This window comes from Nocardia sp. NPDC049707 (assembly GCF_040674855.1).
Classification (GTDB): domain Bacteria; phylum Actinomycetota; class Actinomycetes; order Mycobacteriales; family Mycobacteriaceae; genus Nocardia.
Genome location: NZ_JBFANN010000043.1, coordinates 20,827 through 44,973, shown reverse-complemented (window position 1 = coordinate 44,973; position 24,147 = coordinate 20,827). Strand labels below are relative to the sequence as shown.

The window sequence follows — 24,147 nt, the reverse complement described above, 5'->3', positions numbered from 1 at the left end:
AGCAGGGCCGCGCGCGATCACCTACGTTCAGGCCACCGATTGCGGAACAGAATTTCGGGGCGTAGGTCGGTCAGCTCGGGATGGCGCACTGCAAACTGCCGAGCAGGGTGCGCAGCTTGGCGGTGGTCTCGTCCAACTCGGCCTGCGGATCCGAAGCGGCCACGATACCCCCGCCCGCGAAGGCGCGGATCGAGCGCCCGTCGGCGGCGATTTCCGCACTGCGAATCGCGACCACCCATTCGCCATCGCCGTCCGCATCGCACCAGCCGACAGCGCCGCCGTAGAAGCCGCGTTCCTCTTCGATACGCGCGATCGTGTCGAGCGCGAGGTCGGTCGGCGTGCCACAGACGGCCGGGGTGGGGTGCAGCCGAATCGCCAGGTCGAGCGCGGTAGTCGCTGGATCGCGCAGGCGGCCGGTGATCGGGGTGGCCAGATGCCAGACCTCATGGGTATTGATCAGCTGCGGGCTGTCCGGAACGGTGAGGTCCGCGCACACCGGCGTGAGCACCTCCCGGATCCAGTCGATGACGAATGCATGCTCATCGCGATTCTTGGCGCTGGCCAACAGTTCTCGCGCCTGCGCGGCATCGGCGTCCGGATCGGCAAGCCGCGGCAGCGTCCCCGCGAGCGGATGCAGCGTGACGATCGCGCCGTGCCGCGCGACCAGTACCTCCGGGGTGGCGCCGACCAGCGTCGCACCCGGCCGACCCGCGGCAGTCAGGTCGACCGCGAAAACATTCGCATGCGGATGTCTGGTCAGCAGATGTCCCGCGACCAGCTCCGGCTCCAGCGCGCTATCGGCTTCGGCCAGCACCGATCGAGCGGCCACGACCTTGCGCAACGGCTGCGCCGGATCGTTCAGCTGCTCGACCAACTTCGTCACCCGCGCGACATGCTCTGCCGGACTCGGTGATTCGGTAATCACCCGAACGGCGGGCAAATCCGGCAGCGCCGCCGGCCGCCACGGTCCGACCGTGCGTTCTGCCTGCTCGGGCACGCTCAGCGCGGCCGAATTCCGGGGATCGAACGGCAGGGCACCGACGATCAACTCGGCGGTCCCGTCCCGCAGCGCCGCGACCGCCCGCGCCGCCTCGTCGAAGGTGACCCGGGTCCCCGACGCACGGACTACCCCACCGGGCTGGGCGAGCAAGAAACCGTTCATGATCCCTCGACCCTAGCCCCGCAAGCCCGGAGCAGAGCCACCCGAGCGATCCACATCTCAGCGGCGCGGTTCCCTACCCGGCGGCACCATGAGCACCGGACGGTGGCAATGTTTGAGTACGGCGTCGGCGACGCTGCTGTGTATCAGCGCTCGAATACCGGTGGCGCCGCGCGTACCTGCCACGATGATGTCGACGTCCAGATCGTTGGCGGTTTCGACGATGGCATTCCAGATCGTCGTCGTGCATTCCGCGGTGCGCGCCTCGGCATTCAGACCGACGAGTTTGGCCAGGCGGACGCCCTCGATATTGATATTGCGGGCGTCGACATAGGCGACGTCCTCGATCTCTTCGTCGGGCACCCATTCCGGCTGCATCACCCCGGATAGTCCGGACAGCCGAGCGGCCTGGCGCACCATCGGTTCCCAGGCGGTGAGCACCACCGCCCTGTTCGCCGCGAGGAACCGGCCGGCGTATTCGATGGCCCGCTTGGCATTTTCAGAACCGTCATAGGCGATGAGCATGAGATCGCACGGCACGATGACCTCCAGTCGGGAGTCATTTGAGTATGCCATGAGATTACTCCGGACAACCCCGACCCGAGGTATTGCCGCGCGCGGATAATTTGCCGTGGGAAGGATTGAACAGCGGAAAACCGACATGGCGACACGGACCGGGAGCGGATATGCCCGATGTGAACGAACCGATGTTATTCGGCGGGCGCGAGATCGACCCGCGGACCCTGCTGTTCTATGAATGGCGACAGCGGCTCGAATCGGGCTATCCGGTAGCCGAGTTCGAGTCGCAGGTGCGCGCGTTGGTTGCCGCCGAACCTGGCGAACCGGCCGAATGCTGGGCGGTTTTCGATCGACTCGAAAGCGTCGAACGCGATCCCGACTGGGGTTATGACGAATCCGAAACCGTGGCACCGCCGTCGGTAATGCGGCCGGTCGCGCCGCTACCCGAGCTGTTCGAGCGTATCCATGGTGGTTGGCTCGGCCGCTGCGTCGGCTGCACGCTCGGTAAGCCCCTGGAAAACGGATTCGTCTGGGCGCCCGCGCGAATCCGTGCGTATCTCGAGCGGGCCAACGCCTATCCGCTGACCGACTATGTGCCCGCATTATTGCCGCCGTCACCGGAATATCCATTGAATCCGTCCTGGCCGGTGTCGGCGAAGGGCCGCATCGACGGTGTACCGCGCGATGACGATGTCGATTACACCGTACTAGGACTGCATCTATTGGAAACGTGCGGAACGAATTTCACGCAATCCGATGTCGCGGCCGCCTGGTTGCGGCATCTGCCATTTCTGCGGACTTACACGGCGGAGCGGGTCGCTTACCGCAATCTGATCGCCGGTCGGAAACCGCCGGAGGTCGCCAGGTATCGAAATCCGTATCGCGAGTGGATTGGCGCGATGATCCGCGCGGATATCTACGGTTACGTCAACCCGGGTAATCCGGTACGCGCCGCCGAACTCGCCGCCCGCGATGCCGGACTCTCACATATCGGCAACGGCATATATGCGGCGATGTGGGCTGCCGCGCTGATTGCCGCGGCCTTCACCGCCGACGGCATCTCGGATGCGCTTTCGGTTGCCCAACAATGCATTCCGGAACATTCGAGGTTGTATGCCGCGGTCGCCGAAGTGATCGCCGACCATAACAGCGGCATGCCGTGGGAGCGTGCCCTCGCGGCGATCCATCGCCGCCACGACCACTACAACTGGGTGCACGCCATTCCGAACGCCTGCCTCGTCACCGCCGGTTTACTCTGGGGCGCAGGCGATTTCACTCGTTCCATCGCGCTCACCGTACAGGGCGGTTGCGATACCGACTCCAATGGCGCGACCGCTGGTTCGGTCGCCGGAATCCGGGTCGGCGATAGCGGAATCCCGACCCACTGGACCGACCCGTTCCACGACAGACTGCACAGTGCGGTCTTCGGCCAGGACGGCAGCCGAATCTCCGATCTGGCCCGCCGGACGCAGCGACTGGCCGCTAGCCGGACCTGAGTCGAACCGGCCGGAGCGTGCCGATTACCCTGAAGTGTTATGCGGAAGACGCCTATCGTCCTGCTCGCAATCCTGGCCGCCGTCGCGACGGCGTGCTCGAACGGTGACTCCGGCTCCGCGCCGGCGCGCTCCGTGACGCACGACCCGACGACCGGTTCCTCGGCCCCCGCCACCACCCCCGCCAAGGCTCCCGCCACCACGGCCAAGGGCGACTGCGGTGCCGATTTTCTCGCGAAGCTCACCACCCGCGAGAAACTGGCCCAGCTGCTGACCGTCGGTGTCACCGGTGCCGACGACGCCACGAATGTGGTGCGCAATTCGCAGGTCGGCGGCATCTTCGTCGGCGGCTGGACCGATCGGTCGCTGCTGGCCGATGGCCTGATCACGCAGGTCAAGGCCGCGGCCAAGGTACCGCTGATGGTGACCATCGATGAGGAGGGCGGCCGGGTCTCCCGGGCCAAGGATCTGATCGGCGCGGCCCCGTCGGCCCGGGTGACCGCCCAGACCATGACGTCGCAGCAGTTCCACGACGCCACCGTGACCCGTGGCCGCGCGCTGAAGGATCTGGGCGTCACGGTGGACTTCGCCCCGGACGTCGATGTGAGCAGTCAGCCCGACGATTCCGTCATCGGCGACCGTTCCTTCTCCGACGATCCCGCGGTGGTCACCGAGTACGCCGACGCCTACATCCGCGCGATGAACGAGGTCGGTGTCGGCACGGTGATGAAGCACTTCCCGGGCCACGGCTCCGGAACGGGCGATTCGCACACCGGTGCCGTCCGCACCCCGCCGCTGTCGCAGTTGCAGACGGTGGACCTGGTGCCGTTCCGCAATCTGATCAACTCCGGTGCCGCGGTCATGGTCGGCCACCTCGACGTACCCGACCTGACCACCCCCAATGTGCCCGCCAGCATCAGCCCGCAGGCCATGTCGCTGCTGCGTGATGGGACCGGCTACGGCGCGGCCCCGTTCCAGGGTCCGATCTTCACCGACGACCTCGGTGGTATGGCCGCCATCACCAGCCGGATGAACATCGAGGACGCGGTCGAGGCCGCGCTGGTCGCCGGTGCCGACAATGCGCTGTGGATCACCACCGATGCCGTGCCGCAGGTGCTGGATCGCCTCGAGCAGGCGGTATCGAGTGGCCGGCTGCCCGCCGACCGGGTCGACACATCGGTGCTGCGGATGGCTCGATACAAGGGCGCGCTGGCGCCCTGCTGAATGCCGGCCTGGTCGAGCGACCTGCCAGCAGTAGCTACGGCGGTCGTATGGTGTGCAGCCGCGTAATCGCCGGGCCCGCGTAATATCGCTGCGCTGGACAGCTGAACAGCTGTGTCCGCGAATCCGAGGACATCGCGGGCCGAAGGATGCGAGCCGAGTGCCGATAGTTCGCCGAGCTTACGAATGCGCAATCCGACCCGCCGAACTTACCTTGGAGTAATATAAAAGCTTCACCATGCGGTAGGAGAGTGATGGCGGGCGGAACGAAGCGACTTCCTCGGGCGGTTCGTGAGCAGCAGATGCTCGATGCCGCGGTCGAGGTGTTCTCGCGTAAGGGGTTCCACGAGACCTCGATGGACGCGATCGCCGCCGAGGCGAAGATCTCCAAGCCGATGTTGTACCTCTACTACGGTTCCAAGGATGAACTTTTCCGTGCCTGCATCCAGCGTGAGGGACTGCGCTTCATCGAATCGGTAGCGCCCGCCGGCAACCCGCAACTTTCCCCGCATGAACAGGTCCGCACGGCCCTCGAGGGTTTCCTCGGATTCGTCGACCGCAACCGTACCTCCTGGCAGGTGCTCTACCGCCAGGCGATCGGCCAGCAAGCCTTCGCCTCGGAAATCGAGAACGCCCGCGAACGCGTGATCGAACTGACCGCCAAACTCCTCGAATCCAGCGCCAAACACGCCGAACCGGGTACCAACTTCGCTATTGTCGCCGTGGCTGTCATCGGCGCGGGCGAGGCCATTGCCGACAGCGTAGCCAGCGGCCGCATCGAAGTCGCCGAGGCCGTCGACCTCCTCGACGACCTCGCCTGGCGCGGTCTCGCGGGCCGCAAAAAGGCGGAGTAACCCCCGCGAGCTCGGTGTCGCGCATCAACTGTTCTCCCGCGCACGTGCTCGCACGCTAATTCGCGCGTGGCGCGCTAATTCGTGCGCCGGGCGGCCTGGCTTGCGGCCGTGGTGGCGGGCTGCGAGAGTGCGGGAGATCAATTGAGTGGACCGGCGGAGTGGTCGGGGAACGGGGTGGAGTTGTTCGGGATGTTGCGGCCGTGTTCGCATGGGGCCGCGAAATACGGGATCGATGCCGGGCAGTGGCGTACGCATATGTGTGGGCTGTGTTTGGGGTTGCGGGATGGGCATGGGCAGTTGGCGCGGGCGGCGACCAATACCGATGCGATCGTCCTGAGCGTGCTGACCGAGGCGCAGCTGCCCGGGGCGGCGGGGCGGACCACAGCGGGGCCGTGCGCACTGCGGGGGATGCGTCGCGCCGAGGTGGCGAGTGCGGATTCGCCGGGCGTAGTGCTGGCGGCCACCGCATCACTCTTGTTGGGAGCGGCCAAGATTCGTGATCACGTCGACGATGGTGACGGCTCGGTACTCACCCGGCGCCCGATGACGAAGGTGTCGACTCGCTGGGCCGACCGCGCGCGATCGCAGGCAGCCCTGATCGGCCTCGATGTGGAGCCGCTTGTCGCCGCGATCAATTCGCAGTCGCGCCTGGAAGCTCTTGCCGGTGCGGATCGCTCGGGCCCGGTCGAACCGAATGTGCGCGCATGGCTCAGCAGCAAGCCCGAAACCTCGGAAAATGCCTCTCGCACAATCTCTCTCGACGAGCTGACCGCACCGACCCAGCTCTGTGCGGCGGAATTCTTCGGGCACACTGCGGTTCTGGCCGACCGGCCGGACAACATCGCCGCTCTACGCGACGCGGGCAGGCATTTCGGACGGATCGCGCATCTCACCGATGCCGTCGAGGACTTCGACGACGACCGGACCCGCGGCCGCTTCAATCCGCTCGCCGCCACCGGAACCACTATGCCCGAGGCCTACGAACTACTGCGGCAATCGGATTCGCAGCTGCGCCGGGCGGTTGCGGAAGCCGAGCTGGACCAGGTCCCCACCGTCCGCTGGATGCTGCTCGACCCACTGCACTCCTTGGTGCGCGGAGTCGGCCGCGGCCTAGGCGTAACCGCCCACGCCTGCAGCACATCCCGGCACACCCCGGCAATGCAGTATCCGATGCCACCGGGAACCGGATTCGAGAAGCCGCCGCGCCGACCAGGGATCGGCCAGGCGCTGGCACTGGTCCTCGGCGTCTACTGCACCGGCTACGCCTGCTGCGCCGACCACACCAACCCATGCAGCGGCGAACGCAAGGACGCCTGGATCAAAAACTGCGACTGCAGAGATTGCTGCAACTGCTGCGACTGCAACTGCTGCGACTGCGACGGCTGCTGCTGCGACGGTTGCGGCTGCGACTGCTGACCCCGCTCTGCCACGCCGCGCACTGATTTGTCCCCCCATTCGCTGTGCGGGGAGAAGGATTCGTGCGCCGCAGATGGATCGGCCTGGTGCGCTGTGTTGGTTCTGCCCGCGCAGGTTTTGTCGCGCCGCGCACTGGTTTGCCCGGCTATTCGCTGCGCGGCGAGCGGATTCGTGCGCCGCAGCGGAATCGGCCTGCGCAAATGGGGCGGAAACGACGAAGCCGCACCCCGCTGCTCGAGGTGCGGCTTCGGGCTGGATCAGCGCAGAGTGGCCGTCAGGTGTGGGTAGCCCTTCTTCGGATGCAGCAGTGCTAGGTCCCAGCCGCCGCCGACCTGGTCGGCGTACACGTTCACGGTGGACGGAAGCAGGATCGGCTTGCCGAATTTGATCGCGTAGGTCGCGTTTTCGGGGATCCGGCCCTCGACATTCGAGAGGATATTCGCGGCCGACCACATACCGTGCGCGATTGCCTTCGGGAAGCCGAACGCCTTGGCGCCCAATGCCGAAGTGTGGATCGGGTTGTGGTCACCGGAGGCGGCCGCGTACCGGGTGATCGTTTTCTGATCCACCCGAACGGTCCGCATCGGCGGCGGCGGAACCTCCTCCGGCTTCGGCTCGGCCTTCGGTTCACCCGAGAGTGAGGTGCGCTGCTGGTGCAGGAAGGTGGTGACCTGACGCCACACCAGCTCCCGGCCGACATTCACCTCGGTGATCGCATCCACCAGCAGCCCCTTCGGGTGCTCGCGCAGATTCTCGATATGCGTGGTGAAGTCCAGCGGCTCGCTCACCGAGATCTCGCGACTGCGCTCGATCAGATTCTGCGCGTGCACCGCACCCACCGCGACGAACGGAAAGTCCCGTGCCACAACGAGTTGCATCGCCAGTGGGAAGCTGAGGATGAACGGATAGGTCAGCGGCAGCGAATCGCCGAACCGCAGCCCGGTCGCCCGGCAGTACGCGGCCAGGTGATCCGGATCGACGCGCAGGCCCGACAACCGGACGACGCGGTCGGGCAGCGTCGGTTTGCGCGCCGAGACCAGCGGCACCGGCACCGCACCGAGCGCGGCCTTGACGAACAGACTGCTGTTCTTGGGAGGTTCGGTGAGCGTGATCGTCTCGGTCATCATGCTCCGATCAGGCTCTGACCGCAGACCCGAACCACATTGCCGCTCACCGCATTCGACGCCGGGCTGGCGAAGTAGGCGATGGTCTCGGCGACGTCGATGGTCTGTCCGCCCTGCAGCAGCGAGCTCATCAGCCGACCCGCCTCGCGGGTGGCCAGCGGAATGGCCGCGGTCATGGCGGTTTCGATGAAACCGGGCGCGACGGCGTTGATGGTGATGCCCTTCTCGGCCAGCTTCGGTGCCTCGGCATTGACCATGCCGATGACACCGGCCTTGGACGCGCCGTAGTTGGTCTGGCCGCGGTTGCCGGCGATACCCGCGATGGAGGACACGTCGATAACGCGGCCGCCATCCTTCAGCGCGCCACGCGCCACCAGACCCTCGGTAATGCGGTGCGGCGCGGCGAGATTGACGTTGATGACCGAATTCCAGCGGCCCTTGTCCATGTTGGCGAGCAGCTTGTCGCGGGTGATACCGGCGTTGTGCACGATGATATCGATGCCGCCGAAGCGTTCGGTGGCGAATTCGGCCAGCTTCTCGGCGGCGTCCGGTGCGGTCACGTCCAGTGCGAGCGCGGTTCCGCCGACCTTGTTCGCGGTGGCCGAAAGGGCCTCGCCGGCGGCGGGGATATCGGCGACGATCACGGTCGCGCCATCGCGGGCGAACACTTCGGCGATCGTCGCGCCGATACCGCGCGCGGCGCCGGTGACCACGGCGACCTTGCCGTCGAGCGGCTTATCCCACGCGGCCGGGGCCACCGCGTCGGCCTTGCCGACCCGGATGACCTGACCGTCGACGAATGCCGACTTGGCCGAAAGCAGGAAGCGCAGTGTGGATTCCAGACCGGACGCGGTGGCGGCGGCCTCCGGGTGCAGGTAGACCAGCTGGGCGGTGGCTCCGCGCCGCAGCTCCTTGGCGACGCTGCGAGTGAAACCCTCGATCGCGCGCTGGGCGATCTGCTCGTCCACGCCCGCGGTCAGCTCGGGGGTGGTGCCGATGACGACGATGCGACCGGACGCCGCGATGCTGCGCATGGCCGGCTGGAAGAACTCGAACAGCTGCGACAGATCCTCGACCGTGCCGATACCGGTCGCGTCGAAGACCAGCGCGCCGTACTTCTGGCCGGAGGCGGGCGCGTCGGCGAAGGTGTAGTCCGAAAGCAGGGTGCGCACCGGTTCGGCGACCCGGCCCTTGCCGCCGACCAGCACCGGACCGGGCAGCGGCGGCTCACCGGCCTGGTAGCGGCGCAGGTGCTCCGGCTGCGGCAGGCCCAACTTGCTCGCCAGGAACTGGCCGGGAGCGGAGTGTACGAACGATCCGTAGAGGTTGGGTGCACTCTTGCTCTTGCTGGCTGCCACTGTTTCTCCCTTTTCTGTGTGTCGTGGTTCGCACCCGCCGGCGGCTGCGTTGCCGAATGGTCTGTGTGCTCATCATGACCGCACCTCGCTGGCGCTCGGCTCCGTCATGACCGAGCAATGCTCGGCTCTGTCCAGCTGTTCACTCGCTTACCTGCCCTGGCGCGAATTTACGCAGACTCGCGGGGTACGGTGTCGACAACAAACTTACTCCAGAGTAAGTTTAAAGTAAACCAATCGCGACGGGGTGTCGATCTGCGCGGACACGTCCACGCCGAACGGCCCACCGGGCACCCGACGAGACCTTGGAGACTCGAGTGACAACCAAAGCCCGTTCAGCGAAGAGCACGGCAAAGCAGGCCCCACGCCCGGTCGCCATCGTTGGCGGCAACCGGATTCCGTTCGCCCGCTCCGATAAGGCCTATGCCCACGCCTCCAACCAGGACATGTTCACCGCCGCGCTGGACGGTCTGGTCAGCCGGTTCGGTCTGCAGGGCGAGCGCCTCGGCATGGTGGTCGGCGGCGCGGTGCTCAAGCGCGTCGGCGAGCACGGATTGATCCGCGAGAGCGTGCTCGGCAGCAAGCTCAGCCCCTACACCCCGGCCCACGACCTGCAATTGGCCTGCGGCACCGGCCTGCAGGCGATCGTCACCGTCGGTGACGCGATCGCCGCCGGTCGCATCGATGCCGGTATCGGCGGCGGCACCGACACCACCAGCGATGCGCCGATCGGGGTCAGCGAGTCCATGCGCGAGTGGATGCTCGACGCCAACCGCGCCAAGAGCAATAAGGACCGTCTCAAGCTGGTCGGTCAGCTGCGCCCTGCCATGCTCGGCATCGAAATCCCGCGCAATGCCGAACCGCGCACCGGTCTGTCCATGGGTGAGCATGCCGCCATCACCGCCAAGGAATTCGGCATCGCGCGCGCGGCTCAGGACGAACTGGCCTATCTGTCGCACAAGAATATGGCCGCCGCCTACGACCGCGGTTTCTTCGACGATCTGATCACCCCGTTCCTCGGCCTGACCCGCGACGACAATCTGCGTCCCGGTTCGACCATCGAGAAGCTGGCCACCCTGAAGCCGGTCTTCGGCACCACATTGGGCGATGCCACCATGACCGCCGGTAACTCCACCCCGCTCACCGACGGCGCCTCCGCGGTGCTGCTGTCCAGCGAGGAATGGGCCGCCGAGCGCAAGCTGCCGGTGCTCGCGAATCTGATCGATTCCGAGGTCGCGGCCGTCGACTACATCCACGGCCCCGACGGTCTGCTGATGGCGCCCACCTACGCGGTGCCGCGCCTGCTGGCCCGAAACGGCCTGACCCTGCAGGACTTCGACTACTACGAGATCCACGAGGCCTTCGCCTCGGTGGTGCTGGCCACCCTGCAGGCGTGGGAGTCGGATCAGTACTGCAAGGAGCGGCTGGGCCTGGACGGCGCGCTCGGTTCGATCGATCGCAGCAAGCTCAATGTCAACGGTTCCTCGCTCGCCGCGGGCCACCCGTTCGCCGCGACCGGCGGGCGCATCGTCGCCTCCACCGCGAAGATGTTGGCGGAGAAGGGATCCGGCCGTGCGCTGATCTCCATCTGTGCCGCGGGCGGTCAGGGCGTCGTCGCGATCCTGGAGCGCTGAGGCTCCCCCGCCTCCCCGGATATTCCGGCGCCAGACTCGAGTGCCACGACTGTGGCGTCGGCGTCTGGCGGGCAGGCGGTGGCTGGGTTAGCCCGTACCCGATGAGTTACCCATGTGCTGGCGAGATCAGCTGTCGCCTTCGCGAAGGCCGATGTGAGCACAGGACATGGGTGGTATTCGGTCGTTTCCTCGACCGAATACCACCCGTGGCGTTAATCGCGTGCTGCCGCGGCTCGGTCCGCGACGAGTCCGCGAGTGATCTCGGCGAGCCGATCCGCTGGAACCTCCACGGCGCCTTCGGAATTGATGACGACTACGGTTGGATAGATGCCGCGGGTGAGGTCCGGTCCGCCGGTGGCGGTGTCGTCCTCGGCTGCGTCGAAGAGCGATTCGACGGTGATCCGAAGTGCCTGCTCCTCGTCGATGCCGCGGCTGTAGGTCTTCTTCAGCGACGACTTCGCGAACAGCGAACCGGAACCGACCGCGGCATAGCCGAAGCGCTCCTCGCTGCGACCGCCGACGACATCGAAGGAGAAGATCCGCCCGGCCTTTTCCGGATCGGTGGCGCTCAGGTCGTAGCCGACCAGCAGCGGGAGCACCGCCATATCCTGTAGCGCGGCAGGCAGATTGTCGCGCACCATCTTCGACAGTTTGTTCGCCTTACCCTCGAAGGTCAGTCCGACGCCCTCGATCTTCTCGTAGTACTCCAGCTCGACCGCGAACAATCGGATCATCTCGATGGCCATGCCCACCGTGCCCGCGAAACCCGCCGCCGAGTAGGTATCGGTGATGAACACCTTCTCCATATCCCGGCTGGCCAACAGGTTTCCCATGGTGCCGCGCCGGTCACCGGCGAGCAGCACGCCGCCCCGGTAGGCGACGGCCACGATCGTGGTGCCGTGCGGCGCGATGTCCTGCCCGCGCACCGTGACATTGCCGAAATTGTTGCCGGGCAGAAGTTCCGGGGCGTATCGGCGCAGGGTCTCGGAGAAGGAAGACGACGCGAACTCCATACCTCTCACCGTAACGACTTCCCACCCCGGGCGTCAGCGCATCAAACGTGCACGGGCGGTGGCGAATCCGGCCGGGCAGCAAGAGCTTCGGCCCGACCGGATCGCGGATAGTCCTACTTCGTGGGCAGTTCGTTGTGACCGCCGAACGCCTTGCGCATGGCCGAGAGCATTTTGTCCGCGTAGAGCGCCTCGCCGCGGGAGGAGAACCGCCCGAACAGTGCCGCCGCGAGCACCGGCGCGGGGACGCCGGTATCGATCGCGGCGTCCAGGGTCCAGCGGCCTTCACCGGAGTCCGATACCCGGCCGTCGAAGGATTCCAGGGTCGGATCGGCGTAGAGCTCGCTCGCGGTGAGATCCAGCAACCATGAGGCAACCACCGAACCGCGTCGCCACACCTCGGTCACCTCGGGCACGTCGATGTCGTATCGGTACCACTCCGGGTGTTCGAGCGGGGTTTCCTCGGCCGAGGCAACGGCATCGTGCGTCGCGCCGATATCGGCCTTGTGCAGTATGTTCAGCCCCTCGGCGTAGGCGGCCATCGCGCCGTATTCGATGCCGTTGTGCACCATCTTCACGAAATGGCCCGCACCGGCCGGTCCGCAGTGCAGATAGCCCTGTTCGGCGGGTGACGGCTCGCCGGTGCGGCCCGGCGTCCGCGCGGCCGCCTCGACCCCGGGTGCGATGGACCGCAACAGCGGATCCAGATGTGCCACCGGCTCGGCCTCGCCGCCGATCATCAGACAGAAGCCGCGGTCCAGTCCGAACACACCGCCCGAGGTACCGATGTCCACATAGTGGATGCCTTTGGGCTGCAGCGCAGCCGCCCGCGCGATGTCGTCGTGGTAGCGGCTGTTGCCGCCGTCGATAATGATGTCGCCGGGCTCGAGCAGCTCGGCCACCTGGCCGATCACCTGACCGGTCACCGCGGCCGGGATCATCACCCAGACCACGCGCGGGGTCTCCAGCCGGGACACGAAGTCCCGCAAATCGGTGGAGCCCTGAAAACCATCGCTGCCCAATTCCTCGGCGAGGGTAATGGTCATGTTGGGTCTGCGTTCGTAGCCGACGGCGGTATGGCCGTCCTTGACAATCCGGCGCACGATATTGGCGCCCATCCGACCTAGGCCGATCATGCCCAGCTGCATTCCATCCATCTCCCTCGTCGCGTATGGAGCCCTGGTAGGAAGGGTTCAGCTCGATTGTCCCGCGCATCTGTAACGCGCGGTGCGCCGCAGCGATAAACGGGGTGGCTCCGCGTAGTTACCAGACCCCCGACCCGGCAACTACGCGGGGCCTTTCCATATGTGACGCGGTCCGTGTGTGGGATTTGCTGCTGGACCGTACTGTGCTGGCGTTGTCGGTACCGACCGATATCGTTGGCGGTAGCTCGCACCGTGTGGGCTCCTTAGAATCGACGGGGAGGACGGTTCGTGACGAGCGAATCGAGTACCGGGCGGCATGGCCGACACGAAAGTGGTGAGGTCGGGCTACGACAGTTCCTCGATTCGGCTCGCTCCGCCACATCGCAACAGCCACCGCCGCCGCGCACGGTCGCGCAGCAGGCTTCGGGCATGGAGCAGCCGCGGTCGGCGCAGCAGCCAGGGGCGCACCAGGCGGCCGCGCAACATCAGTCCGGACCGCAGTCAGCGGCGTGGGCCGGGGATTCTGCGCCGACCCAGCCGCTGCGAACATCGCCGCGGCCCACAGTGCCCGACCCCACCGACAAGCGTCGGCAGGGGCGCAGTGCACCCGAGCAGCCGTCCGGACCGAGCGGGCTCAGATCACCTATCGCCCAACGCATCGGCGTCGGCGTCGGCGCACTGATCGTGGCATGCGGCCTGGCTTACGTTGCGGACCTGATCCTTTCGTCGGGTCAGGTGCCGCGCGGCGTCGTCGTGGCCGGTATCGATATCGGCGGCAAGGACACAGCGGCCGCGACTGCCGAACTGCGCGCCGCGGTGGATCCGCGCGTCGACCAGGAACTGCCACTGCAGATCGGCGACGTACAGACCAGGCTCACCCCCAAAACCGCTGGCCTGTCGGCGGATTGGGATGCCACCTTTGCCCGCGTCGGCGGTCAACCGCTCAATCCGATAACCCGACTGACTTCGCTGTTCATCACGCATACGGTGCCGGTCGTCAGCACCATCGATGAGCGCGCACTGGATGCCCAGCTCACCGCCTTGCGGGTGCACGACCGCGCGACGGTCGAGGGCACCATTGCCTTCGACGGCGCCCGCCCGGTCGCGGTGCCGCCGGTACCCGGGCGCATCCTCGATGGGCCGGCCGCGCGCACCGTGCTCATCGAAAACTGGTATCTCGGTGCGCTGCTCGATCTTCCGGAGACCGCCGCACCCATTGCCGTGCGCGCCGAGGCGGTCGAGCATGCCCTGCACACCATCGCCGAACCAGCGGTGAGTGCGCCGATTGTTTTCGCGGGCAAGAACAATGCCACGGGCCGGCTGGAGCCGGAGCAGATCGCGTCCATCATATTCTTCGCACCCGATGGCCAGGGCGGTCTCGCCGCGGCCTTCAAACATGAAGCCGCACTCGGGGTGCTCGGTCCGCAACTCGCGCCGTCCGAGGTCGAGGCCAAGGATGCGACCTTCGCCGTGACCGGATCGACCCCGACGGTGGTTCCGGCCGTGGTCGGCGACAAGATCAATTGGGCGAAGACATTGGAGCAGTTGCCGAATCTCATTGTCGCCGCGCAGGAGCGCACCGCGCAGGCCATCTACGAGAAGGTCGATCCCAAGCTCACCACCGAGGCCGCCAATGCACTCGGTGTCACCGAGGTGATGGGCCAATTCACCACCAGCGGCTTCAGCGGGCCGTCCGGTGTGAATATCCGGGTGGTCGCCAGGAAGGTGAACGGCGCCATCGTCAAGCCGGGAGAAACCTTCTCGCTCAACGACTTCACCGGGCCCCGCGGCACCGCCGAGGGGTACGTCGAATCCGGCATCATCGACCACGGCCGCCCGAGCACCGCGGTCGGCGGTGGCATCAGCCAGTTCGCCACCACCCTCTACAACGCCGCCTATTTCGCGGGTATGGAGGATGCCGGGCACACCGAGCACAGCTATTACATTTCCCGCTATCCGGCGGCACGCGAGGCCACCGTCTTCGACGGCGCCATCGACCTCAAATTCCGCAATAACAGCCAGTCCGGTGTCTACATCGAAACATCGACCACCGACTCGGAGGTCACGGTCCGCCTCTGGGGCACCAAGATCGTCAACGTCGAATCCATCACCGGCGAGAAGACCAAGCCCACCGAGCCCACCGAGATCAAACTCCCCAAGGGCAAGGAGTGCATCGCCACCGAAGGTGCACCGGGCTTCACCATCTCCGATACGCGAGTCATCACCGATCGCAAGACCAGTCGGGAAATCTCGCGCAGCACGCGGACGGTGAAGTACGACGCGGTACCCGTCGTGAAGTGCGAGTAGACAACTCCTACAACGGGGTTCGCATCAGCAGCACGTTGTACTGATTCCATACCGACAGCAAGAAGTACAGGTCACCACCGGTCTGATAGGGGAAGATCATCGGCGCGTAGGCGCTCGGCAGCGCGGGGCCGTCGACGAGCACCTCCGGCTCGCTCCACGGTCCCTCCGGCGCCGCCGCGGTGCGCAGCACCACCGCATTCCGGGAATCCGTGGTGAGCATGATGAATTTGCCGAGATGCTCGTTCCACATGACCGACAGCTCGCTGACATCCCCGACGATCGGTGTGGCGTCCTTGGCCTCGGGCTTCCACTCCTTGCCATCCCAGTACTCGTAGCGATCGAGATCGGCGATATCGGATTCCACTGCCCGCGAGACGAATCCGGGATTCAGCCGACCGGCCGGGGTGCCGTAGCGGTAGACGTAACCGGCATCCTTCAGGAAGGCGTTCTGCTGAAAGTTCTGATGTCCATCCACATTCGCGCGCCGGGTCGTGGTCAGCGGGGCCCAGGTCTGCCCGCCGTCACCGGAGGCGGCGAGGGTGGAGAAGTTGGTCGACCACTTGCCGTGCTCACCCCATTCGCGCACCGACATCAGGCTCATGTACTGCACCCCGCCGACCGAAATGCCCGCTGTCGGAATGAGACTGATCTCGATACCCGGAATCTTCGGGCTGGGCAGCGGATTGGTCACGGCGCCCTCGAAGGCGATCCCCTGCGCCGGATCCTTGGTCGAGCTGTGGAAAAGTACCTGGCTGCTCCAGGCGAAGGCGCTGCCGACGAGCAGGTTGGGGAAGCCGAGGCCCGCGCTGTCACCGAAGGCGGTGATCATCCGGCCGTTGCCGTCGTCCCACATGACGCCGAGGTCGGTGCCGAGCACATTGACCGTCTGGGTGCGATTGGGGCTGTCCATACCGGTCATCTGGAAGACCGCCTGGGTCCGTCCGGGTAAGTGCGGCAGGCCGCGTGGCTGTCCGTTGATGCCGGGGATGGGGTTGATGCCGGGAATGGGAATCAGGAGATTCGGATCGGCGGCGGCCGGGCCGGCCAGCGCGACCGCGAGTGCGGCGCCGAGTACACCGGCTCTGGTGAGTGCGGACAGCGATCGATTCATCCGGACGATCCCTTCTTGCGCGCGATCTGCCCGGTCATTGTGCCCGTTTTCGTGATCTCTGTCCGGCTCCTGCGCGGTAGAGGGTGACGTGTGATCATCGCTACACTGAGGGAAACCAGGAGAACGGGGACTTCGGCAGGGGCTGGCCTGTCCCCGCAGGCGAGGCGCATACCGGTCGTTCGATGCGACACCGTTGGCGATGGTTAATGGTCGCTCGAAATGGCAAAGCTGTTCGGTACATCGAGCAGGATTTCGTCAACGCTAGGGGGTGGCTCCATGGGTGACTGTCGCGCGATACTTCGTAGTTGGTGGCGCGATCCGGCGCACTATCGCTGGTTCGTGCGTACTCTCGAATCCCATTCCGGGCTGCGCCTGATCAAGGCGATCATCGGTGCGGGCAGTGCGTTGATGCTCGTGATCACTATCCTGATCTGGATGTCGCCGGCCGGTCCGAGCGGCACGGTGGGGCGCACCGTCTTCATGGCGGCCGGTGCGACGGCCGCGGTATGGACGATCCGCTGGTGGCTGTTCCCATGGCCCAGCGCCAGCACCTCGCTGGCCATGTTGACCTCTGCGGATCTTGCGATCACGGCATCGTGCCTGGTGGACAGCGATCGGGTGTACGGCGCACTGAGCGCGATGCTGCTCGTGGTCACCGGCGCCTACATCACGTTCTTCCACAGCCCGAAGGCGCTCGCCGCGCACGCCGGATGGTCGCTGCTCACGGTGAGTGTGCTGGCGGAATTGCTGGTGGTTGATGCGGAGAGCAACGATCTCGCCCTGGCGGGTGCGATCGTGTTGATCATGGTCGCGGCCATTGTCGTAGTGCTGCCCGCGCTGCAATTCTGCTATTGGGTATTGCGCATCGATGTGCTCTCCGACCCCTTGACCATGCTGCTGAATCGCCGCGGACTCGACTACTACCTGCACCGTTCCCGATACCAGCGCCAACTGTGCGTCATAACCCTCGACCTCGACCGTTTCAAGGCGGTCAACGACAGCTTCGGCCATATCATCGGTGACGAGGTGCTGGTCTCGACGGCCGAGGGGTTGCGCGCCGCGGTCGATCCCGATGCCGTGGTCGCCCGCACGGGTGGCGAGGAATTTGCGGTGGTGGACCAATTGGATCGCGCCGCCGCGCTGCGCCTGGGCGAGCGATTGCGTCGTGCCGTTGCCGAGACACCCGGCGTACCCGTTACGGCCAGTGTGGGTGTCGCGGTGTGTGACGGCGGCGCGGACCCCGGACGCCCGCAGCTGCTGCTGCGGTGTGCCGATGCCGCGATGTATCAGGCGAAACGGCTGGGCGGCAATACCGTTGTGCTGGCCGAAGATCCGGAACAACCGGTGATCCAGCTGGCCGAGCCCACCCGAGAGATGGTGCGGCGCACCAAATAAGAACAGCGGCCCCGGAAGTCCGGGGCCGCTGTGTGCGAAATCTATTGGATCAGAACGCCGCTTCGTCCAGTTCCATGATGTCGTTGTCCAGGTTGGACAGGATGGTGCGGGTCGCGGTCAGCTCCGGCAGCACATTGCGTGCGAAGAACTGTGCGACGCCGACCTTGCCCTGGTAGAAGGCCTCGTCGGCACCGACCGCGCCATTGTCGAGGGCCTTGATGGCGACCTCGGCCTGCCGCAGCAGTTGCCAGCCGATGAACAGGTCACCGACGGCGAGCAGGAAGCGCACCGAACCCAGACCGACCTTGTATAGCTCGGCCGGCTGCTCCTGGGCGCCCATCAGGTGCCCGGTCAGGGTGGCGGCCATGGCCTGCACATCCTCGAGCGCGGTGGCCAACAGCTTGCGCTCAGCCTTGAGGCGACCGTTGCCGGCCTCGGACTCGATGAACTTCCGCACCTGGCCGGCCACATGGGCCAGCGCGACGCCACGGTCACGAGCGATCTTGCGGAAGAAGAAGTCCTGCGCCTGGATCGCGGTGGTGCCCTCGTAGAGCGAGTCGATCTTCGCGTCGCGGATGTACTGCTCGATCGGGTAGTCCTGCAGGAAGCCGGAGCCACCGAAGGTCTGCAGCGATTCGGTCAGGTACTGGTAGGCCCGCTCGGAGCCGACGCCCTTGACGATCGGCAGCAGCAGATCGTTGACCCGGAAGGCCACATCCGCATCGGCGCCGGAGACCAGTTCGGCGATATCCGCGTTCTGGTGTGCGGCGGTGTACAGGTAGATGGCGCGCAGACCCTCGGCGTACGCCTTCTGCATGGCCAGGCTGCGGCGCACATCCGGGTGGTGGGTGATGGTGACGCGCGGGGCGGACTTGTCGGTCATCTGGGTCAGGTCCGCACCCTGGACACGCTGCTTGGCGTAGTCCAGTGCGTTCAGGTAACCGGTCGACAGGGTCGCGATGGCCTTGGTGCCGACCATCATGCGCGCGTTCTCGATGACGTCGAACATCTGCGCGATGCCGTTGTGCACCTCGCCGACCAGCCAGCCCTTGGCGGGCACACCGTGGCCGCCGAAGGTGACCTCACAGGTGGCCGAGACCTTGATGCCCATCTTGTGCTCGACATTGGTGACGAAGACACCGTTGCGGTCGCCCAGGGTCTGGGTCTCGAAGTCGAAGTGCCACTTCGGCACGTAGAACAGCGACAGGCCCTTGGTGCCCGGACCGGCGCCCTCGGGGCGGGCCAGCACCAGGTGCATGATGTTCTCGAACAGGTCGTCGGAGTCACCCGAGGTGATGAAGCGCTTGACGCCCTCGATGTGCCAGGAGCCGTCTTCCTGCTCGATCGCCTTGGTGCGGCCCGCGCCGACGTCGGAACCGGCATCCGGCTCGGTCAGCACCATGGTGGCGCCCCAGTTGCGGTCGGCGATGATCTGCGCCCACTTCTTCTGCTCATCGGTGCCGTTGTTGTAGAACACCTGCGTGAAACCTGCACCGGCGGCGTACATCTGAGCTGCGGGGTTGGCGCCGAGGATCATCTCGCCCAGCGCCCAGGCGACCGCGCTCGGGGCACCGAGGCCACCCAGTTCCTCGCGGACGGCGACCTTGGCCCAGCCCGCGTCCTCGAGTGCGCGGTAGGACTTCTTGAACGATTCGGGGAGAGTGACCGTGTGGGTCTCGGGATCGAAGGTCGGCGGGTTGCGGTCGCCGTCGACGAACGAATCGGCGAGCGGACCCTCGGCAAGGCGACGCACCTCGTTGAGCATCTCCTTGACGGTCTCGGTGTCGAGATCGCCGTAGGCGTCGCTGTCGAGGATGGCGCCGAGGCCGAGTACCTCGAAGAGGTTGAACTCCAGGTCGCGGACGTTGCTCTTGTAGTGGCCCATGTCTGTTACTCACTCTCCGTTGAGTTGGTGCGGTCGGTTGGTTGCCGTTCCCGCCCGTGTCCGTCCATCGGGTAGCCGTGCCGGCGTCCGTAGCGACTGCTTGCGGGTCGCTCGAAAGAATCCGACACATGCTACTCGCGGGTAACTTATCAATCATATTACCGGCAGGTAATGAGGTCGCAAAGGCCCCGGCCTGCAATGTGACGCGAAAAACACTCGAAGGCGTTGCTGTTTGTCTACGCCTCGCGTAATAGCCGAAGTGGCCGGGTTAGCCGACGCATATCTGGCGACCGACGCGTCGCAGGTGGCTTGGCATCTTCGGATAGCTGGGCGTCTTCGGATAGCGGGGGGCTACCGTGGAAATGTGCGAATCGAGACGAGCGCCGGGCCCGCGGAGATCGAGCTCGACAAGCCGCGCAAGGCGACGTTCCTGTTGCTGCTCACGCACGGATCCGGTGGCGGTGTGGACGCGAAAGACCTGCTCACCGTGCGCGACTGCGCCTACGAACTGGGCGGCGCGGTGGCGCGGGTGCTGCAGCCGTACCGGGTCGCCGGACGGCGCGCGCCCGGATCGGCGGTCAAACAGGACGAGGCGTGGCTGGAGATTGTCACAGCTCTGCGTAAGCGGGTGCGCAAGGTCCCGCTGATCCAAGGTGGGCGCAGCAATGGCGCCCGGGTCGCCTGCCGCACCGCTATCGCCGCCGAAGCGCGCGGCGTACTCGCGCTGTCCTTCCCGCTGCATCCGCCTGGTAAGCCGGAGAAAACGCGTCGCGAGGAACTGCTCGCCCCCGGCGATATCGAAGTCGTCGTGATCAACGGCGCGAACGACCCGTTCGGCATCCCGGACCCCGCCGACGCCGCCGAGGTGCGCGTAATCCCTGGTCAGCCCCACTCCTTCCGATCAGGATTCGACATCATCACCGACACGGTCACCCCCTGGTTGCAGCGCTGGTCCGAGTAGCGCGGGAGCGTGCCCGCACAAGCGGTGACAGTTCTGGTCCGCGTGCATGCGGAGGGCCTGCGGCGGGCCCCTTGATATTGCGCGGCTGCATTTGCGCGCCACGCATGAGGTTTCGGTCGAAACGCCCGCGCACGTGTGTGGGCGGGAACATTTCGTAGATCCGATGGCGGTTGGCCCACGTCCGGCGCGCGCACCGGGTCGGTGTGGCGATGACCGTCAGGCCGGTGGGGAGGGTTCGATGGCAGGCGGGGCGGCCGCGGGTTTGGTGGCGATGACCAGGGCATCGATGGCGTCGCGTGCCTCGGTGGGGCGGTAGACGCGGTCGGCGATGCGGACTCGGATGCGGTCGGTGTCCGGGCCTAGGTCGGCGACGATATCGTCGGGGGTGAACAGGACCGAGGGGTCCTGTGGGCCGCCGGAGCCTTCGGTGAGGTTGGTGGTGTCGTGGCCGAGGACCAGTAGGGTGCCGCCGGGGGCGAGGAGATCGGCGAGGCGGCGGACCAGCCGCCGGCGTTGTTCGGCGGGCAGGTGCAGGAAGACCATCAGCACGAGTTCGTACGGGCCGGTGATGCCCGCGGCGTCCAGATCGGTGACATCGGCACACTGCCAGCTGATCCGGCCGCGGACCGAACGGGACAGCCGGGTCGCTACGGTGCGGCCCTTATCGATGCCGACCTGTGAATAGTCGACGGCGCGCACCTGCCAGCCGTGCGTGGCCAACCACAATGCATTGCGTCCTTCGCCGCAGGCGAGATCGAGGGCGCGCGGCAGGGCGGGCGGATCGCCGTCGGGAGTGTCCGGCAGCAGCGGGGCGATCCGCTCCAGTCCGTAGACGTGTTCCACCACGGTGCTGTTCGGCGGTGCACCCCAGATCAGTTCACTCTGCGCATACCGCGTGTCCCAATCGGTCGCGTCCATACCGCGAGTCTATTTGCACCATGTGCCGTGCACCCGTCGTGCACCCGTCGATCCTCGTCGCCGCTACCGCTTGCGCCGGGATCGACACGGCGCGGGGCCTATGCGCTCGATTGCGGCAACCAGTGCACCGGCGTGGTCTCGCGGATATGGACGAGTACGTCGAAGGCGTCCACGAGGGAGCGCACGGTGGTGTGCGCGGTGGCGTCCTCGGCCGGATCGTAGACGCCGCTGATCGTGCGCAGCTTCGCCGGACCGTGCAGCCACTGCCGTATCGATTCCGATGCGTCGCTGTGTAGGTCGACATAAAAGGCGGACCGTTCCACCTCGCCGAGTGCCGCGTCGACCAAGTCCGACAGTGGCTCCGGCGCCACGGCCATACCAAGATTTCCGTGATGGAAGCCGATGGCCACCGAGATGTACTGCGCACCGAAATGTTCGCGCAAATAGCTACCGGTACCGCGGAATTCGGAGGTTTCCGCTGGACCGACACCGAGGGGGAGTGCCGCGGTGTGGGCGATGCCGTCCCAATACGCGATCTTCGCGCCGGTATCACGCTGCCATTCGATGACCCGGTCCGCGGCGGGTTGCTCGTCGCGCGCGAAACCACCCTGCCCGGCGACGCTATTCTCGTGGAATTCGACGATGAACCGCAGATGCGTCAGCGCATTGTCGAATTCAGTTGTCATCGGGAGCTTTTCGAATAGTGCCAGGGCGGCGCGTGCGTCGTCGATGAACGGGCGGCCGGGGTGAATTCCCTGATGGCGCTGGACATGTTCATCCACTTGATGCGCGGTGCGGATCGGGGTGAGGTGGGATTCCAAGGCGGCCAACCGATCCGGTGCCTGCCGCCGGACATAATCCAGCACCACTTCGTAATCCGATGATTCCGCGCGCGGCGGCTCGACGCCGAAAATCCGCACAGGATCGCTGGGGTGCTCGGTGTTGAATTCGCGAATCCACCGCAGTGCCGCCGCCATTTCGGCGGTTCGGGTCGGCCGCCACGCACCCGCGAGCACCGACTCGGGATCACCCGCGCCGGTGCGCACATAGTCATCGAGCCGCTCACCGGAACGGGCGCTGTCCTGTACCGCGAGCGCGCGGAAGCCGTATTCCACGACAAGCGATCGGAATATCCGCTCCCGCAGTCCGAAGGTCTGCCGGGAGAACCGGGTCGATTCCCCCAAGCCGACCACGGTCGCCGACCCGAGCTGCTTGGTCAATGCCGCGATATCCGATCCGGTGCTCTTCGAATGCGTATCGAAAATCGGCCGCGCCTGCGCGCGCAACCACTCGCGCAAATCCGAAGTGCCGGAATCTGATTCGCTAGGTGCGAAGGTGATGCCCATGGTCTCTCCTGAAGCTCGACGACGCGACACAGCTTTATACCTGAAGTGTCGTTGAGGTCAAGTTGGTGGAACATGAGCACATGCCCGCGCAATGCCGCGGCCATGCGCCGGTGGCGCGGCTAGAGGGTGGTATGCATCAGAATGACGTTGTACTGGGTGTGGACCGTGGTGAGAAAGTACAGGTCAGGTCCGGTTTGGTAGGGGAAGATCGACGGTGCGTACGCGGCCGGCAGTTCACGGCTGTCGATCAGCACCTCGGGATCGCTCCACGGACCCGTTGGCGAGCCGGCCCGTCGCAGGACCACCGAGTTGAACGGATCGGTGGTGAGCGAGATGAACTGGCCGAGATATTCGTTGTACATCACCGACAACTCGCCGACGCCCCACATGACCGGCGCTGCGGCGTCGACATCGCCCTTCTTGCTCCAACGCTCGCCCTCCCAGTATTCGTACTCGCCCAGATTCGCGATATCCCCTTCCCGGACCCGCGCGACATACGCCGCCTGATTGCGCCCGGACTTGGTGCCGTATTCGTAGACGTAACCGCCGTTCTTGACGAACGCGTTCATCTGGAAGTTGGCGTTACCGCCCTCATTCGGACGTCTGGTCCCGGGTAGCTCGCCCCAGGTCTCACCGTTATCCCCGGAGGCGGCGAGTCCGGAGAAATTCGTGGTCCACTGGCCGACATCGTCCCAGCTCTGCACCGACATCAGGCTCATGTACTGAACGCCGCCGGCCGAAATGCCCGCGGTGGGGATACGGCTGATCTCCACGAATGGAATCTTCGGGCTCGGAATCAGATCGCGTGCCTGACCGAAGATATCCCGCACGACGCTGTCGAAGTAGATGCCTTTGGACGGATCGTGGGTGTTGCTGCGCATGAGAATATTGCTGCGCCACGCCCAGGTGCTGCCCGCGAGCAGGTTGGGCAGGCCGAATCCGGCGGTATCGCCGAATGCGGTCAGCATCTCGCCGTCCCCGTTATCCCACATGATGCCCAGATCGGTGCCGAGCACGTTATAGGTCTGCGTGTTGTTGGGGCTGGCCATGCCGGTCACCTGGAATATCGCCTTGGTCCGGCCGACCAGATTGGGCAATCCATTGGAGCCGTTCAACACCGGGATCGGGTTGATCACATTCGGGTTTGCCGTGGCTGGCGTAGTCGCTACGAGGAGCAAGGCCGATGCTCCTGCCAGTGCCGAGAGCAAGGTGGACGCAGTCTTGTGCAAAGTCTCTAAGCCCTCCGGTTCTGGCCGAAGCGCCACGAAACGCAGGCCCCCACCCGTGTGTCGTG

General features: G+C 65.9%; 19 protein-coding genes. 8 read left to right on the top strand and 11 right to left on the bottom strand.

Going from position 1 to position 24,147, the window contains the following annotated elements:
* Positions 1–70 precede the first annotated feature (70 nt).
* Positions 71–1,162, bottom strand: a complete 1,092-nt coding sequence (locus AB0J29_RS29475; RefSeq protein WP_364793336.1) for an isochorismate synthase — start codon at positions 1,160–1,162, stop codon at positions 71–73.
* Positions 1,163–1,219: 57 nt separating this feature from the next.
* Complete coding sequence (locus AB0J29_RS29470; protein ID WP_364793366.1) at positions 1,220–1,699, bottom strand: universal stress protein; 480 nt, start codon at positions 1,697–1,699, stop codon at positions 1,220–1,222.
* 146 nt (positions 1,700–1,845) lie between these two features.
* Here AB0J29_RS29470 and AB0J29_RS29465 point away from each other — a divergent pair, with 146 nt between their 5' ends.
* From AB0J29_RS29465 to AB0J29_RS29450, 4 genes are all read left to right on the top strand, one after another.
* Complete coding sequence (locus AB0J29_RS29465) at positions 1,846–3,174, top strand: ADP-ribosylglycohydrolase family protein (protein WP_364793334.1); 1,329 nt, start codon at positions 1,846–1,848, stop codon at positions 3,172–3,174.
* Between the two features lie 39 nt (positions 3,175–3,213).
* On the top strand, positions 3,214–4,395 hold the full coding sequence (locus AB0J29_RS29460; RefSeq protein ID WP_364793332.1) for a glycoside hydrolase family 3 N-terminal domain-containing protein: 1,182 nt from the start codon (positions 3,214–3,216) through the stop codon (positions 4,393–4,395).
* Between the two features lie 251 nt (positions 4,396–4,646).
* Positions 4,647–5,246: a TetR/AcrR family transcriptional regulator gene (locus tag AB0J29_RS29455; protein ID WP_364793330.1), complete on the top strand. Its 600-nt coding sequence runs from the start codon at positions 4,647–4,649 to the stop codon at positions 5,244–5,246.
* A 141-nt stretch (positions 5,247–5,387) separates the two neighbouring features.
* A complete protein-coding gene (locus tag AB0J29_RS29450) occupies positions 5,388–6,662 on the top strand; it encodes a DUF5685 family protein (RefSeq protein WP_364793328.1) in 1,275 nt (424 codons plus the stop codon).
* A 257-nt stretch (positions 6,663–6,919) separates the two neighbouring features.
* Here the strand turns inward: AB0J29_RS29450 and AB0J29_RS29445 are convergent, their stop codons facing one another.
* Positions 6,920–7,789 (bottom strand): MaoC/PaaZ C-terminal domain-containing protein, encoded by an 870-nt coding sequence (locus AB0J29_RS29445; RefSeq protein ID WP_364793326.1) that lies wholly within the window; start codon positions 7,787–7,789, stop codon positions 6,920–6,922.
* Positions 7,786–9,144, bottom strand: a complete 1,359-nt coding sequence (locus AB0J29_RS29440; protein WP_364793324.1) for a 3-oxoacyl-ACP reductase — start codon at positions 9,142–9,144, stop codon at positions 7,786–7,788. Before AB0J29_RS29440 ends, AB0J29_RS29445 begins: the two co-directional genes overlap by 4 nt.
* A 314-nt stretch (positions 9,145–9,458) precedes the next feature.
* Between AB0J29_RS29440 and AB0J29_RS29435 the strand changes: the two genes are divergently transcribed.
* Entirely contained in the window at positions 9,459–10,775 is a 1,317-nt protein-coding gene (locus AB0J29_RS29435) for an acetyl-CoA C-acetyltransferase (protein ID WP_364793322.1), read from the top strand.
* Positions 10,776–10,987: 212 nt separating this feature from the next.
* Here the strand turns inward: AB0J29_RS29435 and prcB are convergent, their stop codons facing one another.
* Positions 10,988–11,788, bottom strand: a complete 801-nt coding sequence (prcB, locus tag AB0J29_RS29430) for a proteasome subunit beta (RefSeq protein WP_364793320.1) — start codon at positions 11,786–11,788, stop codon at positions 10,988–10,990.
* A gap of 113 nt (positions 11,789–11,901) precedes the next feature.
* Positions 11,902–12,933 (bottom strand): phosphogluconate dehydrogenase (NAD(+)-dependent, decarboxylating), encoded by a 1,032-nt coding sequence (gnd, locus tag AB0J29_RS29425; protein ID WP_364793319.1) that lies wholly within the window; start codon positions 12,931–12,933, stop codon positions 11,902–11,904.
* Between the two features lie 426 nt (positions 12,934–13,359).
* Between gnd and AB0J29_RS29420 the strand changes: the two genes are divergently transcribed.
* On the top strand, positions 13,360–15,237 hold the full coding sequence (locus AB0J29_RS29420; RefSeq protein WP_364793317.1) for a VanW family protein: 1,878 nt from the start codon (positions 13,360–13,362) through the stop codon (positions 15,235–15,237).
* Between the two features lie 7 nt (positions 15,238–15,244).
* On the opposite strand, the gene AB0J29_RS29415 is transcribed toward AB0J29_RS29420, so the two are convergent.
* Entirely contained in the window at positions 15,245–16,348 is a 1,104-nt protein-coding gene (locus tag AB0J29_RS29415) for a DUF4185 domain-containing protein (RefSeq protein ID WP_364793315.1), read from the bottom strand.
* 276 nt (positions 16,349–16,624) lie between these two features.
* Between AB0J29_RS29415 and AB0J29_RS29410 the strand changes: the two genes are divergently transcribed.
* Positions 16,625–17,743: a diguanylate cyclase gene (locus AB0J29_RS29410; RefSeq protein WP_364793313.1), complete on the top strand. Its 1,119-nt coding sequence runs from the start codon at positions 16,625–16,627 to the stop codon at positions 17,741–17,743.
* Between the two features lie 49 nt (positions 17,744–17,792).
* On the opposite strand, the gene AB0J29_RS29405 is transcribed toward AB0J29_RS29410, so the two are convergent.
* A complete protein-coding gene (locus AB0J29_RS29405) occupies positions 17,793–19,628 on the bottom strand; it encodes an acyl-CoA dehydrogenase (RefSeq protein ID WP_364793311.1) in 1,836 nt (611 codons plus the stop codon).
* Positions 19,629–19,992: 364 nt separating this feature from the next.
* On the opposite strand from AB0J29_RS29405, the gene AB0J29_RS29400 reads away from it, so the two are divergent.
* Entirely contained in the window at positions 19,993–20,589 is a 597-nt protein-coding gene (locus AB0J29_RS29400; RefSeq protein WP_364793309.1) for an alpha/beta family hydrolase, read from the top strand.
* A gap of 216 nt (positions 20,590–20,805) precedes the next feature.
* Here the strand turns inward: AB0J29_RS29400 and AB0J29_RS29395 are convergent, their stop codons facing one another.
* From AB0J29_RS29395 to AB0J29_RS29385, 3 genes are all read right to left on the bottom strand, one after another.
* Positions 20,806–21,507: a class I SAM-dependent methyltransferase gene (locus tag AB0J29_RS29395; RefSeq protein ID WP_364793307.1), complete on the bottom strand. Its 702-nt coding sequence runs from the start codon at positions 21,505–21,507 to the stop codon at positions 20,806–20,808.
* A 98-nt stretch (positions 21,508–21,605) separates the two neighbouring features.
* Positions 21,606–22,853 (bottom strand): erythromycin esterase family protein, encoded by a 1,248-nt coding sequence (locus AB0J29_RS29390; RefSeq protein ID WP_364793305.1) that lies wholly within the window; start codon positions 22,851–22,853, stop codon positions 21,606–21,608.
* Between the two features lie 119 nt (positions 22,854–22,972).
* Positions 22,973–24,082 carry a DUF4185 domain-containing protein gene (locus tag AB0J29_RS29385; protein WP_364793303.1) on the bottom strand — a complete coding sequence of 370 codons (1,110 nt, stop codon included), beginning with the start codon at positions 24,080–24,082 and terminating at the stop codon, positions 22,973–22,975.
* Positions 24,083–24,147 lie beyond the last annotated feature (65 nt).